The sequence below is a fragment of the Fusibacter tunisiensis genome (assembly GCF_016908355.1).
In the GTDB taxonomy this organism is placed as follows: Bacteria; Bacillota; Clostridia; order Peptostreptococcales; family Acidaminobacteraceae; genus Fusibacter_D; species Fusibacter_D tunisiensis.
The window spans coordinates 1-16060 of sequence record NZ_JAFBDT010000004.1 but is presented as its reverse complement, the minus strand read 5'-3'; the positions used below and the strand labels follow the sequence as shown (position 1 = coordinate 16060).

Here is a 16060-nt window from a genome sequence, read left to right as displayed (position 1 = left end):
CGTTAAATTTCATCCTTGAAAAATATAGTGATCATCCCCGGGCCACAATGGGCACCTACGGCACATCCTAAAGCGTTAATTATAAATTTCCCCGTTCCGTAAACCGTTTCAAAATGTGCTTTAACTTCGTTTGCTGTCTCACTATTTAAAGTGTGTGCAATGCCCACAGTTTGCCGGTCGAGATTTTTTCCATTTTCAGAAATAAAGTCATAAATTTTAGAAAGCATTTTCTTTTTACCTTTTGCTTTGTCAAATGGCACCAAAAACCCATCCTCTACTTTAAGAATTGGTTTTATATTAAGAAGATTCCCAAATACCGCTTGAGACTTGCTCACACGGCCACCTTTTAGCAAATAGTTTAAATCATCCACAGAAAAAACATGCTTCATATGCACAATATCTCTGTTAATCTTTTCCATCACCACTTCAAAAGTCTCACCTTGTTGTACCATTTCAGCAACTTCTGCAACAATAACACCAAGGCCTAGGGAAACACACTTAGTGTCTACAATTGTCATATTGAAATTTGGAAAAGATGCCTTAACAGTTTCGTATGCCAATACTGATGTTTGGTATGTACCAGATAAATTTGATGAAAATGCCAAATAAATGTACTCATCTCCTGTTTGAGCAAATTTTTCAAAATGCTCAATAAAATGGTTCAATGGAATTTGTGCTGTCTTAACTTCTGCACCCTTGAGCATGGCATGATATAAATCATCGGGTTTAATGGTAACTGAATCTAAATGTTCTTCTCCGTTTATATAAACAAGAATAGGTAAAATTTCAACACCTAGTTTATTTGCCAATTCTTGCGGTAAATCTGAAGCACTGTCTGTTATGATTTTAAGTGCCATAAATTCCTCCCCCCATTTTTATATATTATAACATGTTCTCATTTAACTTGACCATACGATAATGGTCTTCCCACACGTCATTAATCTTAAGATAAGACTTTGATAGGCCTTCATTCCTAAAGTCCAATCTTTTTAAAAGTGCTAATGACTTAATATTTCTAGGCATAACAGTGGCTTCAATCCGGTGTAACCCGTAGGCCTTAAATGCTATTTCAGTTACAAGTGTAAGTGCCTCTGTCATATACCCTTTTCCAGTCCAGTTTTCATCGAGTTTATACCCCAAATAACAGGATTGAAAAGCACCTCTAGTAATATTTGTAAGAGAAACAGATCCTATAGCGTAACTCAAATTGTTTTTTAGAAAGAGCCAATAGCGTACCATGTGGCCTTTAAGAAAGGCATCCTCCTCAAGTTCAAGCATCTTGGTTTGAAAAGAGTCTGTATAAAAACCTTGTGGTTTTTGAGATTCCCATGGCATTAAAAAACGCTCGTTTTTTTTGTAAAACTCTAAAACTACGCTTGCAAATTCAGGGGTTAAAACCCTGAGTTCCAGCCGTTCGGTCTCATATACCCGCTTGATCATTTGAGTGCCCCAATAACATCGACAATACAATTCGATAAAGTTGCAAATTCTTCTATACCAAGTGTTTCAGCCCGCAATTGAGGTGATATTCCTGAACACGCGAGCGCCTCATTTGCCTGATCTCTTGTGAGTCCTAAAAACCCACCTGTCAATGCATTCAGAAGTGTTTTTCGTCTTTTCCCAAAGCCATCTTTTACAGTCATAAAAAATACAGTTTCATCTGCAAGTTTTACTGGTGATTTATCTCTGACCTTAAGTCTAAGTACAGTTGAATCCACATTCGGTGCTGGCATAAAAGAATCTCTGGAAACACGCGTTACAATTGAGGGTTCTGTAAAATATTGAACGGCAACTGAAAGTGCACCATAATCAGATGTCGATGGAGAAGCCAAAATTCGATCTGCAACCTCTTTCTGAATCATGATAACCAAATCTGTCACGGGTATATGTTCTTCTAGAAATTTCATTATAATTGGTGTGGTTACATAGTAAGGCAAATTTGCCACAAGTTTAGGCCTTTTAGTCTTAAAATGCCTTTCGAACAAATCCTTTATATCAATCTTGAGAATATCCCCTTCAATAATATGAAGATTTTCATGGTGTCCAACTGTTTCAGATAAAACTGGCATCAGTGTCTTATCAATCTCAACTGAAACAACCTGACCTGCTGCTTCACAGAGCGTATTTGTCATAACCCCTATACCTGGACCAATTTCAAGCACAGCATCTTCTTTTGTAATATGAGCGCCCTCAACTATTTTATCCAAAACATGTTCATCAATAATGAAATTTTGGCCATAACGCTTGCTAAATTTAAACCCGTAACGATCCATAATATCCCGGATGGTTCTAGGTGATGTTAATTTATTCATTTTCACCCACCTTTACAATTGTATCTTCATAAAGTTCTCTTGTTATGCCATAGTGATTCAATCTGTTTAAAAATTGTTTGGCATTACAGTAGCCAATTCCAAGTATTTTTCCTACTTTGGCACGTTTCTCTGCCGCATCATTCGAACCACTAAGACCATCACGGATTAAGTCTGCTTGGCTAAATATATTTTCGCTTAAAGGGTTTACAGTTTTAACTTTTGAGAGGGCATCCATAATAATTTGAGGCGATGCATTTTCAACCCCTATATCCAAACCCGCCCTTGCGTCCTCTCGACTGATAAAAGCATGTTTACACCCCGGAACTCGAGCATTAATCCGTTTTCGAATTGTTTCACCTGCAAAATCAGGATCTGTAAGCACAATGACACCTACCGTAGCCGCCGCTTTTTCAATGCGTTTCCACGTGCTTTCGCGTATGCCAAAACCATGTGTAATAATACAATCGCACTGAACTACTTTTTTTACAGCAGATTCGTCATCTTTTCCTTCTACTACTATACTTTCTTTAATTCTCTCCATATTCTTCTTCCTATTCTATTGAAAAAAATCTTTTTGCATTCTCTAATGTTTTTTGCGCAACACTTTCTTCCGAAACATTGAGTATTGACGCAATTTTTGAACATGTATACCGCACATATGCAGGCTCATTTCGCTTTCCCCTATTAGGTTCCGGTGTTAAATATGGCGCATCCGTTTCAATCATCAAACGGTCAAGTCCAATTCTTTCTACAACTTCAACCGTCTTTCGTGCATTTTTAAAAGTAACTGGGCCAGCAATGGAAATAAAAGCACCAAGTTTAACATACTGAACAGCCAGTTCATGAGACCCTGAAAAACAGTGCATCAGCACACCCGTATCAAATGCACTTTCCAACTTCAATAGTTCTAGAACATCTTGATTGGCATCTCTATCATGTATGATAATGGGCAATCCAAGACGTTTCGCCAGCTGAATCTGTTCTCTAAATACTGTTTTTTGTATAGATCTAGGGGATAGATCTCGATAATAATCCAAACCAATTTCGCCTATAGCCCTTACTTTTTCATGGCGGGCCAATTCTTCAAGTTTTTTCATAAGATCGGGGGTTACCGTTTCCGCATCATGCGGATGAACACCCACGGCAGCATATATAAAGTCATAAGTTTTTGCAAGCTCAAGCGCTGCCACACTTGATGCATAATCTGCTCCTGGATTCATTATAAATGCAACGCCATTTTCCCGGGCTCTCTCAATGACTTGTGAACGGTCCTTATCAAATTGTGATGCATCCAAATGTGCATGTGAATCAAATAGCATATTTTCCTCCAAATCTCCAATTACCTTTATTTTACCATAGATCAAAGAAAAAACCGCATGCTTTTCACATGCGGTTCCAAGTCTTAAGACACTTGAGTGCCACTTTTCATATCTACAGTCAATAATTTTAATGAATCAGAATCACTTGCAGCCAAAATCATACCTTGAGATTCTATCCCTCTAAGTTTAACCGGCTTCAAATTTGCCACCCAAATTACATTTTGACCAACTAATTCTTCAGGCTTATAGGCACCAGCTATACCTGAAACCACTTGGCGAACTTCAGGTCCAATTTCCAGCTGTAACACCAATAATCGATCTGCTTTTGGATGTTTTTCAGCTGAAAGAACTTTTGCAACTTTAAGGTCTATTTTTGCAAAATCATCAATTGTGATTTCAGGTTTTATAACAAGCGGTTCGGGTTCTGGCATTGCCACCGCGTCTCTTGCCTTAATTTTTTCTACTGAAGCCATAATTTCCTTTTCATCCAGTCGTGCAAACAAAACACTGGCTTCTCCAACATATTTACCAGATCGTGTACCATCAAATCCTTCTAAAGAAGACAAGGCTCTAGCTTCCGCATTGATTTGATCTAATATTTTATTGGCAGTTTCAGGGATAAAGGCTTTTAATAGAACACCTGCAAATCTTATACTTTCAAGCAAATTGTAAAGAACCGTTCCCAATCTCTCATGGTTCTCAGGATCTTTTGCCAAAATCCATGGCGTTGTCTCATCAATATATTTATTACTCCTTCTAAGAAGGACCCATATTTCTTCTAGAGCATCTGCTATGTGATAAGCATTTACTTTTTCAGCAACTCTTTCTGGCGTTCCAAGTGCAAGTTCAATTAGGTCTCTATCTAAAGGTTCCATTTTAAGCGGTCTTTGAATTTCACCATTAAAATATTTTTTTACCATAGCAACAGTACGATTCACGAGATTGCCTAGAACATTGGCCAAATCTGCATTAATACGATTGATCATCATCTCATAGGTAATTGTGCCATCCCAAGCATAAGGCATTTCTCTAAGCACATAGTACCTAACCGCATCTACACCAAACAAATCTACCAAATCATCTGTATAAATGACATTCCCTCTAGATTTACTCATTTTATCCTTGCCTGTTAAAAGCCAAGGATGCCCAAAAACCTGTTTCGGAAGTGGCTCTCCAAGTCCCATTAAAATAATTGGCCAATAAATGGTATGAAACCGTACAATATCCTTTCCAATCACATGGACATCTGCAGGCCACAACTTTTTATAGTGATCCGATGAACCCTCTGGGTCATATCCAATCGCTGTAATATAGTTTGAAAGCGCATCAAGCCATACATAAACCACATGTCCTGGATCAAAGTCCACAGGGATTCCCCATGAAAAAGAAGTTCTTGAAACGCACAAATCTTGGAGGCCTGGTTTGATAAAGTTGTTCAACATCTCATTTTTTCTGGATTCCGGCCAAATAAATGTAGGATTCGCTTCTATGTGTTCTTCAAGCGCCTTTTGATATTTTGAAAGTTTTAAAAAATAGGCTTCCTCACTTGCTTTTCCAACAGGTCTACCACAATCAGGACAATTCCCTTCAACCAATTGCGACTCCGTCCAAAAAGATTCGCAAGGTGTGCAATAGAGTCCCTCATATTTACCCTTATAGATATCGCCTTTTTCATAAAGGGTTTTAAAAATTTTTTGAACCGTACGAACATGTTTCTCATCAGTTGTTCGAATAAACTGGTCATAGTTTACATTCATAAGGTCCCAAATTCTCTGGATTTCACCAGCAATTTCATCAACATGCTGCTTGGGTGTTTTCCCACTTTCTTCTGCTTGCTGCTGAATTTTTTGCCCATGCTCATCGGTTCCTGTCAAAAAATAGGTCTCGTACCCCTGTTCTTTTTTGAAGCGTACCAAAGCATCTGATAAGATAGCTTCATAAACATTCCCAATATGTGGAATCTTTGAAGTGTATGCAATTGCCGTCGTTAAATAAAATTTTCCCTTTTCCATTTAGATCACTCCTCTATTATAATAATTCAAAAAATAAAAAAACTCCCATCCCAAAGGGACGAAAGTAACAATTCCGCGGTACCACCCAGATTCTGCAACTGCAGCGCTCATATGTGCGATAACGTGCACAGACGTCTTTGCCTAGCTTTTGCTCAGCAAAGAAGTTCCAGGGCCATCTTCACTACTTCTCAATCATCGACTTTCACCATCCGTCGACTCTCTATAGATTTCTCCGTAGTTACTCTTCCTTTCACAACCTTTTACATGCCTTAATAATTTAGGCAAATTGTAACACAACTTTGAACGAAGTGCAACTTTTTTAATTGAAATATGAATTCTAATAAAAATCAGTTGCAAGGGTCTATACTTTATGATATTAATATACTTGCTAAATTCATTTAGGAGGTGAGACCCATGACTCATAGCGTAAATCCTGTTTTAGACGCTTATGCTAAAGGAAAAATCAATTCCATCAACATTGACACTGACTTTGAGAAAATTTCTGTTGGCATTAGCAACAAGGACCATTTGATTCCTGTTGAAATCATCTTTGAAGACGTTAAAGCATTTTATTATATAGATCACGATCTTAAAAACGAACTTGACATATCCAATGAAAATTTAAACATCATCTCTTATGATGATTTGGGCTTTGGAGAGTTTGCCACTGTTAAAACAAATTCAGACGAGGATATTTTCGTCTCAATTCCAAATTTCGCAGTTAATTTAAACGACTCCTCTCTGTACATTGATGCCCATAAAATTAGAATCAACAATAAGGCTTTCAGCGTTCGCTAAACTTGTTACAAAATCTTTTTTAGGGTATAATGTCACTAACATGAATTCTGAGGAGGCCACAAATGGACAGCCAGATGATTTTCACCCTGAAAGATTTTTTAGTGTTTGTACTATGGGGATGTTTAGTCCTCTTACTCATTTACGTCATTCTGATTTTAAGACGCGCTTTATTGATTGTAAAGCAAGTCAACAAAATCGTAGAAACCAATCAAAAGAGCATTGACGCGACACTGGATATTGTCCCTGGACTTGCCAAAAATGTTGAATCCATAACAGAAGAAGTGGCACATGATGTTTCTGCATTTAGATCTACTGTAGACAATATTGCAGAGACCACACATTCTGTCTCGTCATCTATTAATGAAAACAAAGGCATGGTAGAGGCGTTATCTTCAACAATGCACACTGTAGCCCTTGGCAAAGCTTTTTATGACAAATATTTCAAGAGTAAAGTCAATGATTTTCAAGATGTCGTTGACGAAGTGGATGACGTCATGAATTCAAAATAATTTCTAATTGTTTAATTCTACCATTTTTATTGACATTTGGTAAATTTTATATTATGATACATTTTGTAAAGCGTATTTAGCTAAGGAGGAAATTATGAAATCCACGGGTATTGTAAGAAAAGTTGACGAATTGGGTAGAGTTGTTATTCCAATTGAATTAAGAAGAACACTGGCAATTGGCGAAAAAGATGCACTTGAAATCTTCACGGAAGGCGATACCATCATACTTAAAAAATATGAACCTGCATGTGTTTTTTGTGGTCAAGCAAAAGGTGTTAAAAACATTAAAGGAAAAAATATTTGTCCAGCTTGTATGGATGAAATCAAAAACGCATAATTTAAAGTCCGAATCCAGCAGATAATTGCTGAGTTTCGGACTTTTTTTATCGGTTTAAAATCGAATACACTTCCGTTTTTTTCAAATGACGCTCCGCGGCTACTGTTTTCATAGCACTCTTTCGATCCATTCCCTCTGCAAGAAGCATGTCATAACGCTCCTGAACACTGAGCTCTGTATAATTTGATTCCGTTTTCTCTTCATTTTCGGAGTTGCCCTCAAGCAAGAGGACAATTTCGCCCTTAATTGTTTCACCCTCATAGAAGTCGATTAGTTCTGACAATAAACCTCTACGAAACGTCTCGTAGCGTTTGGTAAGTTCACGGGCAACTACAGCATTTCGATTCCCCATACCCTCTAATAATAATTTCAAGGTTTCTTTCAGTCGATGTGGGGATTCATAGAAAATTAAAGTTCTCTGTTCAAATTTAAGCCTTTCAATATGTTTTTTCTTTTGGCGTTTATCCCGACTTAAAAACCCTTCAAATACAAACTGGGCTGTCGAAAACCCAGACCCAACGAGTGCTGTTGAAAAAGCTGTTACGCCCGGTACAATTTCAAAAGGTACATTTTTTTCAATGCAAAGAAGCACCAAATCTTCACCTGGGTCAGAAATACCTGGCATACCGGCATCTGTTACCAGTGCAATTTTTTGTCCACTTAAAGCTTTTTCTATTATTTCAGGACCAGCTATGCTTTTATTATGTTCATGATAACTGTAAATAGGCTTCTTAATGTCAAAATGATTCAACAATTTCAAACTTTGCCTGGTATCCTCAGCGTATACAACATCACAACCCTTAAGGGCATTCAAAACGCGTAATGTTATATCCTCTAAATTGCCTATTGGGGTTCCACAAAGCATCACTTTTCCACTCATCTTGTACCCTCTTCTTCCTTTGTAAAAGCGGTTATATTTTCCATGCCATATATATCATAGATTTCATCTGTGAAATTTCCTTCTGGCGTGTATACCACAAGTGGTTCCAAAACAGTTAGTTCTGAATTTCCACCTTTTACACACTTAATCAAACAAATATTAGGTTTTTTATGGGCATACGGCTGAATCATCCGCAGAACCTTTGGCTCCAAGCCATACTGCCGTGCTAAAGCAAATATGTCCACTAACCTTGAAGGCCTGTGGATTAAATAGAAATTCCCTCTAAATTTCAACAACTTAGAGGCTTTATCCACAATGTCTTCCAAAGTACACAAAACTTCATGTCTTGAAATTGCTTTTAAGTCAGACGGATTTTTAAGACCGCCTGATCCCGTCATATAAGGTGGGTTAGAAAAAACAACATCCACACTACCCGCCCCTATATAGTCCAGTGAATCAACTAAATTTGCATTTACAATCTCTATGCGTTCTTGCAAATTATTTAAAAGGACACTTCTATTTGCCATATCTGCCATTTGTGATTGAACTTCAAATGCCATAATTTTCCTAAACGTTGCCTTACCTGAAAGTAAAATTGGAATGACACCCGTTCCTGTTCCAAACTCCACCGCTACATCCTTGGCTTTCAGTTTAATAAAATTACTTAACAAAACAGCATCAATGCCAAAACAAAAACCAGAAGGGTCTTGAATGACTTTTAATCCATCTAATTGGAGGTCATCCACGCGTTCATGTGCATGTACCAAAACCATCTATTTCTCCATTTCTAATCCAAATTTACAATAAAAACGCTTGAACTCCAACTGAAGTCAAGCGTTTTTCTTTAATCTTCCAATTTCTTGAGTTCACGAAAATCAACAGGTTCATCGTTATTGTTTGATTTTGAATGCTTAGAAGAACCGCGATTTATGTGTACCACTTCAATCTGGTCTTTCTTATAGGCAATTAGATCTTCGCCCAGTTCTTCCGGCTTTTCCTTAAGTATATGGCGCACTTTTATTTCCTCAAGTAAAATATTGGTGTCAAATACATAGGCAGGACCGTCAGGCGTCTGAACCCTGTCTCCACGATTTGGCATACCTACTCTTATTTGAACATAAGTGTCATGTTCGTATTTCAAACAACACATCAAACGTCCACATAGTCCTGATATTTTCACAGGATTCAATGAAAGATTCTGATCTTTTGCCATTTTAATGGAAACTGGTGCAAAATCACCAAGCCAACTTCCACAACAGATTTCACGGCCACATGGACCTAGTCCTTTTACCATTTTTGATTCATCTCGAACACCAATTTGTCTTAGTTCAATTCGCGTTCTAAAGACAGACGCAAGATCTTTTACCAATTCTCTAAAGTCTATTCTGCCTTCTGCTGTAAAATAAAAAATCACTTTATTGTTGTCAAAAGTATACTCCACATCCACAAGTTTCATTTCCAACTTATGTGCGTGAATCTTTTCTTCACAAACACCAAAAGCTTCTTTGGCTTTAGCCTTATTTTCCAAATGAACGGCATCGTCCGTATCATTAGCAACTCTTACAACCGGTTTTAACGGACTTACAATTTCACTTTCAGAAATATTGCGTTTCCCAATAACGCATTCACCATACTCAATACCACGAGCTGTTTCAACAATAACGTGATGTCCTTTTTCAACATCTATATCACCTGGATCAAAATAATATATTTTTCCAGCTTTTTTAAAACGCACACCTATTACAGGAATCATTTTCCCTCCTCATATTCTATAAAATGAAACAATAAATTATCAACAGTAAGGTCAAAATTCATGTTGTTTTTTATTTTTTGTTCAACTTGATCTATGGTTAATATAAAATCAATCATGGCCTTCTTTGAGAGTTGACCACTTGATTTCATCAATTGTCCTCTTGTTTCAAGTATAGTTAAATTCTCTTTATGAATCAATTCTTTATTTCCAGTTTCACGATAAATCATTAAATCCCTCAATAAAACGGCCACCATGGATAAAAACATAGGAAAATGCTTCTTTTCCTGCTTGGCATAAACACCAAATGCCAGCAAACGTCCAACATCTCTGTTTTCCAAGCTTAGTACAAAATCCGCCGCTTGATTTAATAACGTTTCATATGCTACGTCACTGCTTTCAACTTCCATTTCACCATTAAATCCTACAATCTGACATCTGGATTTAACAGTTTCCAAAAGGCCTTCCATGTGCTTTGTCAAAAAAATCAAAACTGCATGCGCCGGTGGTTCCTCAAGTACTTTTAACAATCGATTCTGTGCAGATTCAGTCATTAAATGACTCAAATGTACAATGGCAATTTTTTTCTCGTTTTCAAAAGGCTTGATTATCATAAATTCCTGTAAAGCTTCAATTTGCGCATTCTTAATCGATGCACCATCTGGTTCAACCACCATTAAATCTGGATGATTGTCAGAATTCACTTTTACACAAGACGAACAGGAATCACAACCTGTGTGTTCCTGTTTACATAAAATTATCTTTGCAAATTGTCTGGCAAAAGCCAAATGCTCAGTTCCTGAAAAAATATAACTGTGAGACAGTTTATCTTGTTTAAGTGCATTTACTAAAAAAGACAACTGTTCGGAGTATGCTTGCATGTGACACACTCCTATAATTTGATGTAGTCTTCAACATCAACAACAAATACAGTAGCACCACCAACTGAAATTTCCAGTGGCATCCCCATAACACTATTGTCACCCATTAATGAAGTGGTCGTTGTAATTTCTTTTCGAGTTCGACAAGTCTCTTCAATAATTTTTGTTGCAACTTCAACGCGCTCTTTTGGTGTTCCTATAATAAGTGTTGTATTCCCTGATTTTAGAAAACCACCTGTAGACGCTAATTTTGTTACGCCAAAGTCATTCGCAGTGAGTTTTTTTACGAGTGCATGTGCGTCTTCATCGTGTACAATTGCTATAATGAGTTTCATCGTAATGCCCCCTTTTATAGTTTATTAGTATAATTATACCACAAATTTAACCTTTAATTCACAGTTCCAATTTTTTGAATTGGCATGAATCGAAACAACACTTTCCCTATGATGTCTGATTCCACAACAAATCCTAAATCTCTGCTGTCATAACTTACCATTCGATTATCACCCATCATAAAATAACTGTTTTCTGGAACAACCTGATAGGGAACATCTTTTGTTGTCTCGCTGTTCACATAAGGCTCCTCTAAAGTTTCTCCATTAACTTTAACAACTCCGGAAGTTATTTCTATGGAATCGCCAGGACCAGCAATCACACGTTTTATTAAATTTTTACGTTCACCTTCTTTATGAAGGAGTTTTTGCAGGACATTTAATCCCTCATAGTCAGCTTCTGTGAGTGTCAACTGAGACTTAAAAGATACAATATCTCCATTTTCAATCTCACCAACTTTTAACATGAAAAGCATGTCCTTCTCCACCAATGTAGGAAACATGGATGTGCTGTATACAGTCGTTGTGGCAAAGAAAATATTCAACACAAGAAAGACCACAACTGTTGTCAAAATTGCTTGAAGCCACTCAAACAATTCCTTTTTTAATTTTCCCATCTGCTTCACCTCAATATTCTAATCGTTTGTGTTTCTTTTTGTATAAGTGGCATTACCACATCCGTTATCTTTTCGCCAGGAACCACAATAGGAATTCCAGGTGGATATGGAATTATATAATCTTTAGAGATTCTTCCAAGTGCAGTTTCACTTGATACCGTCTCCCAGGCCATCATTCGAACTTCTGAAGCACTATAAACTCTATGTTCTTTTTTTGATATAAAGGTGTAAATTTCATCAAAATTAAGTCCCGTGTCTTGAGGCTTTTCTTTAGAAATTGATGCATCAATTTCTAAAAGCGCACTTTCAAGGAAATCCAAATCTTCAGAAGTCGTTGCCACACTTGTCATTAATAAACAAATTTGATCAGAAGCATACTCAGATTGAATACCGAATTCTACACGCAATTTTGAGTCTATTGCTTTACCAGAAAGCCACTTTGAAAAAATTATAATCTTTGTAATTTCTTGATTGGGTAACCTCTTGATCTCAAGCGCTTTAAGCCTGGACATTTTTTCATAAAAGCTAGACAAACGATTTATCAAATCTTGAACAAGCGATGCCCCTTTCGTTTCCATTACAGATAACATGGCATCAACTGAAGCCATTAAAACATAAGAAGGGCTACTTGTTTGCAAAGATGCCAAATACCACATTACATTTTCCAATTGATGGTCTGTCAATAAAGCATCTTTACCAACATGTAAACAGGCTGTTTGTGTCATTGCCGGTAAGGTTTTATGAAAACTTTGAATCACAAGATCGGCACCCAAATCCAAAGCCGATACGTGTGACGTGTCAAAAAATTTTAAATGTGCCCCATGTGCTTCATCTACAATAACAGGAATCCCGGCTTTATGAGCGCACTCAATCAACGGCTTTATGGGGTAACATATGCCTTCATAGGTCGGATAAGTCAACATAAGCGCAGATACATTCTCAAGTAGCGGCTCCAAAATATATTGAGAAATGCCTGTCACAATACCGCGTTCATTGTCAAAAGTTGGGGCGATATAAACAGGCTCCAGTCCACCAATTTCTACAGCATTATAGACGGATTGATGGGCATTTCGATTCATGGCAATCCGGCCATTTTGGGGCACAATCCCAAGTATTGATGCCAATACACCGGATGTGCTCCCACCCACTAAAAGTCTGGATCTACGTGATTCATATAAACTTGAAATTGATGCTTCTGTTTCCAAAATACACCCACTGGCATTGTGCAAATTGTCTGCACCTGGTATTTCCGTTATATCTTTCTTTAAAAAATCTTCCAGTAAGTTTGAAATTAAACGTCCACCTTTATGACCGGGCATATGAAAGGATATCAGATTGTCTTGATTCATCTTTTCAAGGGTTTTCAATAATCGCATCCTGGTATCCTTTCTGATTCTTATTTCCGTTTTGAGCGTGACTGAATTGATGTTACATTTTTTTGCTTCATTTTATAATATTTTAAATCTCTAAATAAATCCAAAGTCACGTAGAAAATAACCCCAAGCATCAAAGCAGCAAGCATGATTACAAAAACCCATTCAATAATAGACATTTGCCACTCCATTTATTCTATCACAGTTTTACCACCAAGATAAGGTCTTAGGGCATCAGGCACTGTCACGCTGCCATTTTCATTTTGATAGTTTTCTAAAATCGCGGCTAGAGTTCTTCCAACTGCAAGTCCAGACCCGTTTAATGTATGCACAAAGTTAACCTTTTTTGTCTCTGCATCCCGATACCGAATATTAGCGCGTCTTGCTTGAAAATCCTCAAAATTTGAACAACTTGAAATTTCCTTATATGCATTGTAGCTTGGTAACCAAACTTCAATATCATAAGTCATGGCAGAAGAAAATCCAACATCACCACTGCATAATCTTACAACACGATAAGGCAGTTCAAGTCTTTTTAGAACTTCCTCAGCAGCCATTGTCAAATGCTCAAGCTCTTCATATGAGGTTTCAGGACGCACAAATTTAACAAGTTCAACTTTATTGAACTGATGCTGCCGGATGATACCGCGGGTATCCCTTCCAGCTGATCCCGCTTCTTTTCTAAAGCAAGGTGTGTAAGCTGTATGATAGATTGGAAGCGCCAATTCATCTAAAATTTCATCCCGATATAAATTCGTTACAGGTACTTCTGCTGTTGGAATTAAGAAAAAGTCCTTTGCAGGAATATGAAACATATCATCTTCAAATTTAGGAAGTTGCCCTGTTCCCGTCATAGAATCTCGATTCACCATAAAAGGTGGCAATATTTCAGTAAAACCATGTGTCTCAGTATGCAAATCTAACATAAAGTTTATCAAGGCACGTTCCATCCGTGCACCGATTCCTTTTAATACCGTAAACCGTGTCCCTGTAATTTTAGTCGCTCGCTCAAAATCCAAAATATCCAGATCAGTGCCCACATCCCAATGCCCTTTAGGGTCAAAATCAAAAGTTCTTGGTGTTCCCCATGTACGTACTACGGGATTTTCAGTATCATCTTCTCCAACTGGTGTATCCTCTTTCAAGGTATTTGGAACTTCTAAAAGCAGTGTGTTCATTTCTTCTTCCACCCCTTTTACATCCGCGTCCAATCCTTTTATTTTTTCAGAAAGCGCCTTCATTTCAGCAAACAGTGTTGTTGTGTCTTCACCTGCTTTTTTTAATGCTGGAATCTCTTTTGACATTTTATTTTGTTGACTCTTAAGTTCTTCAACTTCCCCAATAAGTGCACGTCTTTTTTCATCCAAGGCATGGATCTGAGGCAATCCATAATCCCCTTTCCCTCTTAGACTCACTAATTTTTCAACTGTTTCATACTCATTCCGAATACGTTTTAAATCCAACATAGCGTCCCTCCTATCCGATCTTTTTTTAATCAAAAAAACAAAAAAACCTCACATCCCAATTAGGGACGAGAAGTTAACCCGCGTTGCCACCCTTATTGATGCAAAGCATCCACTCAATCAAGTTAACGCCTTGAATACGTCTGGTATTACCCAAAAGCTCAGAGGTGGATTCCATGCATCTTGCAACCGATTTTCACCAAACACCGGCTCTCTTAATGCTGATAACATGTACTATGTCTCATCAACGCCATTTCGTTTCAATCATTATACATGAAATCTTAAAAACCGTCAATCCAATCATTTTTCTTCATTATATTGAATACCCGGTTCTCTATTTTAGCGAGTTCAATTTTTAATTTTTTATTTGGTACTTTTAATGCTTTAGCAATATCTTTTGGGGCCATTCTTGGTTGTTGAATGCCATAATGTCGTACAAAAATTGCCGCTTGTCTTTCGTCAAAAACAGCTTCCTCAAGTATAGCCTCTAATTTTGAATTTATAAGGTCGATATATTCAGGATTTGAATTCATTTTGACGCTCCTTTTCAAGCCAGGCCACTAAATTTTCAGATTTAATTCGGTAATCAGCACCTTTTGTATTTTCAATGGAGAGGCATCCCCATTCAGTATGGTCATTTAACATATCTCTTTGTATTAGAACATTTTTGAGGTGTTGAACAGTCCCTTCATTTCCATCAAATATTTTAACATGCCCACTGTAGTAGGCTTCAATATAAGGTTTTAGAAAAATAAAATGTGTGCACCCTAAAACCACGGCTTCCACTGGCACTTTAATCCGGTCCAAAACAGAAGTTACAACCTGTTTTACATGTTCTTGTTGCCAAAGCGCATTTTCCACAAGTTCGACCCACTCGGGTACGGGCAATCTTAAAAGACGATGGGCTTCATCAAACATTTCAGCAAGGGCATTGAACTTCTGCTCTTTTAATGTCATTTCAGTGGCAAGAACCAATACGCGTCCTTTTGTATTTAAAAGGGCAGGTTTAATTGCCGGTTCCATTCCAATTATAGGTAAGTTATATTTGGCTCTAAGCCTATCCGCCGCAGCACTTGTAGCCGTGTTACAGGCTATAACAATTGCTTTTACATCTTCTGTAAGCAACTGATTGCAAACATTTTCAGAAAGTTGAACAACTTCCTCTTTAGTTTTGATACCATAAGGCGCATGCAAAGAATCACCAATATAAATTAAATCTTCAGCAGGCAAAATCGTACGAATCATATCCGCTACCGATAACCCGCCCAGTCCGGAATCAAATACCCCTATTTTACTGTATTTGTCCATATACGTCACCGCCATTTCTTATCTTGAATCATTATAACACAACCGTTGTAAACGTAAAGAGAGTTTTGTATAATACCTAAATTCTACGTCGTTTTACGAAAACCATTAAAAATCGATATTTTCGCTGAACCTACGAAGAATTCAAGTAGTTACTCCTACATTTTAACAT

At 37.4% G+C, this 16060-nt stretch carries 20 protein-coding genes and 2 other annotated features; of the genes, 3 read left to right on the top strand and 17 right to left on the bottom strand.

The annotated features are described in order from the left end of the window. Positions 1-2 precede the first annotated feature (2 nt). The 6 genes from JOC49_RS03735 to metG all read right to left on the bottom strand — a co-directional run bounded on the left by JOC49_RS03735 (position 3) and on the right by metG (position 5643). A complete protein-coding gene (locus JOC49_RS03735; protein WP_204662504.1) occupies positions 3-857 on the bottom strand; it encodes a DegV family protein in 855 nt (284 codons plus the stop codon). A 25-nt stretch (positions 858-882) separates the two neighbouring features. Then, entirely contained in the window at positions 883-1440 is a 558-nt protein-coding gene (locus JOC49_RS03730) for a GNAT family N-acetyltransferase (protein ID WP_204662502.1), read from the bottom strand. After that, a complete protein-coding gene (gene rsmA / locus JOC49_RS03725) occupies positions 1437-2312 on the bottom strand; it encodes a 16S rRNA (adenine(1518)-N(6)/adenine(1519)-N(6))-dimethyltransferase RsmA (protein WP_204662500.1) in 876 nt (291 codons plus the stop codon). The genes JOC49_RS03730 and rsmA overlap by 4 nt, the downstream gene beginning before the upstream one ends. After that, a complete protein-coding gene (rnmV, locus tag JOC49_RS03720) occupies positions 2305-2853 on the bottom strand; it encodes a ribonuclease M5 (RefSeq protein ID WP_204662498.1) in 549 nt (182 codons plus the stop codon). Before rnmV ends, rsmA begins: the two co-directional genes overlap by 8 nt. A gap of 10 nt (positions 2854-2863) precedes the next feature. Continuing rightward, positions 2864-3631: a TatD family hydrolase gene (locus tag JOC49_RS03715; RefSeq protein WP_204662495.1), complete on the bottom strand. Its 768-nt coding sequence runs from the start codon at positions 3629-3631 to the stop codon at positions 2864-2866. Positions 3632-3714: 83 nt separating this feature from the next. After that, complete coding sequence (metG, locus tag JOC49_RS03710) at positions 3715-5643, bottom strand: methionine--tRNA ligase (RefSeq protein WP_204662493.1); 1929 nt, start codon at positions 5641-5643, stop codon at positions 3715-3717. Positions 5644-5694: 51 nt separating this feature from the next. Continuing rightward, positions 5695-5906: a binding site (T-box leader), on the bottom strand. Positions 5907-6057: 151 nt separating this feature from the next. Between metG and JOC49_RS03705 the strand changes: the two genes are divergently transcribed. From JOC49_RS03705 to JOC49_RS03695, 3 genes are all read left to right on the top strand, one after another. Further along, positions 6058-6441, top strand: a complete 384-nt coding sequence (locus JOC49_RS03705; protein WP_204662491.1) for a YxiG family protein — start codon at positions 6058-6060, stop codon at positions 6439-6441. 62 nt (positions 6442-6503) lie between these two features. Next, on the top strand, positions 6504-6950 hold the full coding sequence (locus tag JOC49_RS03700) for a methyl-accepting chemotaxis domain-containing protein (protein WP_204662489.1): 447 nt from the start codon (positions 6504-6506) through the stop codon (positions 6948-6950). A 94-nt stretch (positions 6951-7044) separates the two neighbouring features. After that, positions 7045-7287, top strand: coding sequence for an AbrB/MazE/SpoVT family DNA-binding domain-containing protein (locus JOC49_RS03695; protein ID WP_204662487.1), 243 nt, complete (start codon positions 7045-7047; stop codon positions 7285-7287). A gap of 46 nt (positions 7288-7333) precedes the next feature. Here the strand turns inward: JOC49_RS03695 and rsmI are convergent, their stop codons facing one another. From rsmI to murI, 11 genes are all read right to left on the bottom strand, one after another. After that, the gene (gene rsmI, locus JOC49_RS03690) at positions 7334-8167 is read right to left on the bottom strand and encodes a 16S rRNA (cytidine(1402)-2'-O)-methyltransferase (RefSeq protein ID WP_204662485.1); all 834 of its coding nucleotides are present in this window, start codon (positions 8165-8167) and stop codon (positions 7334-7336) included. Then, a complete protein-coding gene (locus JOC49_RS03685) occupies positions 8164-8940 on the bottom strand; it encodes a tRNA1(Val) (adenine(37)-N6)-methyltransferase (protein WP_204662483.1) in 777 nt (258 codons plus the stop codon). The genes rsmI and JOC49_RS03685 overlap by 4 nt, the downstream gene beginning before the upstream one ends. A gap of 71 nt (positions 8941-9011) precedes the next feature. Beyond that, on the bottom strand, positions 9012-9920 hold the full coding sequence (locus JOC49_RS03680; RefSeq protein WP_204662481.1) for a PSP1 domain-containing protein: 909 nt from the start codon (positions 9918-9920) through the stop codon (positions 9012-9014). Then, positions 9917-10798, bottom strand: a complete 882-nt coding sequence (locus JOC49_RS03675; RefSeq protein WP_204662478.1) for a DNA polymerase III subunit — start codon at positions 10796-10798, stop codon at positions 9917-9919. Before JOC49_RS03675 ends, JOC49_RS03680 begins: the two co-directional genes overlap by 4 nt. Positions 10799-10809: 11 nt before the next feature. Then, the gene (locus tag JOC49_RS03670) at positions 10810-11133 is read right to left on the bottom strand and encodes a cyclic-di-AMP receptor (RefSeq protein ID WP_204662475.1); all 324 of its coding nucleotides are present in this window, start codon (positions 11131-11133) and stop codon (positions 10810-10812) included. 53 nt (positions 11134-11186) lie between these two features. Further along, positions 11187-11747: a signal peptidase I gene (gene lepB / locus JOC49_RS03665; RefSeq protein WP_204662472.1), complete on the bottom strand. Its 561-nt coding sequence runs from the start codon at positions 11745-11747 to the stop codon at positions 11187-11189. A gap of 5 nt (positions 11748-11752) precedes the next feature. Next, positions 11753-13123, bottom strand: a complete 1371-nt coding sequence (locus JOC49_RS03660) for an aminotransferase class I/II-fold pyridoxal phosphate-dependent enzyme (RefSeq protein WP_204662469.1) — start codon at positions 13121-13123, stop codon at positions 11753-11755. Positions 13124-13143: 20 nt separating this feature from the next. Continuing rightward, the gene (locus tag JOC49_RS03655) at positions 13144-13299 is read right to left on the bottom strand and encodes a hypothetical protein (protein WP_204662466.1); all 156 of its coding nucleotides are present in this window, start codon (positions 13297-13299) and stop codon (positions 13144-13146) included. 12 nt (positions 13300-13311) lie between these two features. After that, positions 13312-14586: a serine--tRNA ligase gene (gene serS, locus JOC49_RS03650; protein ID WP_204662464.1), complete on the bottom strand. Its 1275-nt coding sequence runs from the start codon at positions 14584-14586 to the stop codon at positions 13312-13314. A gap of 58 nt (positions 14587-14644) precedes the next feature. Continuing rightward, positions 14645-14840: a binding site (T-box leader), on the bottom strand. A 24-nt stretch (positions 14841-14864) separates the two neighbouring features. Continuing rightward, a complete protein-coding gene (locus tag JOC49_RS03645; RefSeq protein WP_204662462.1) occupies positions 14865-15116 on the bottom strand; it encodes a hypothetical protein in 252 nt (83 codons plus the stop codon). Further along, entirely contained in the window at positions 15100-15891 is a 792-nt protein-coding gene (gene murI / locus JOC49_RS03640; protein ID WP_204662460.1) for a glutamate racemase, read from the bottom strand. Before murI ends, JOC49_RS03645 begins: the two co-directional genes overlap by 17 nt. Between the last annotated feature and the right edge of the window lie 169 nt (positions 15892-16060).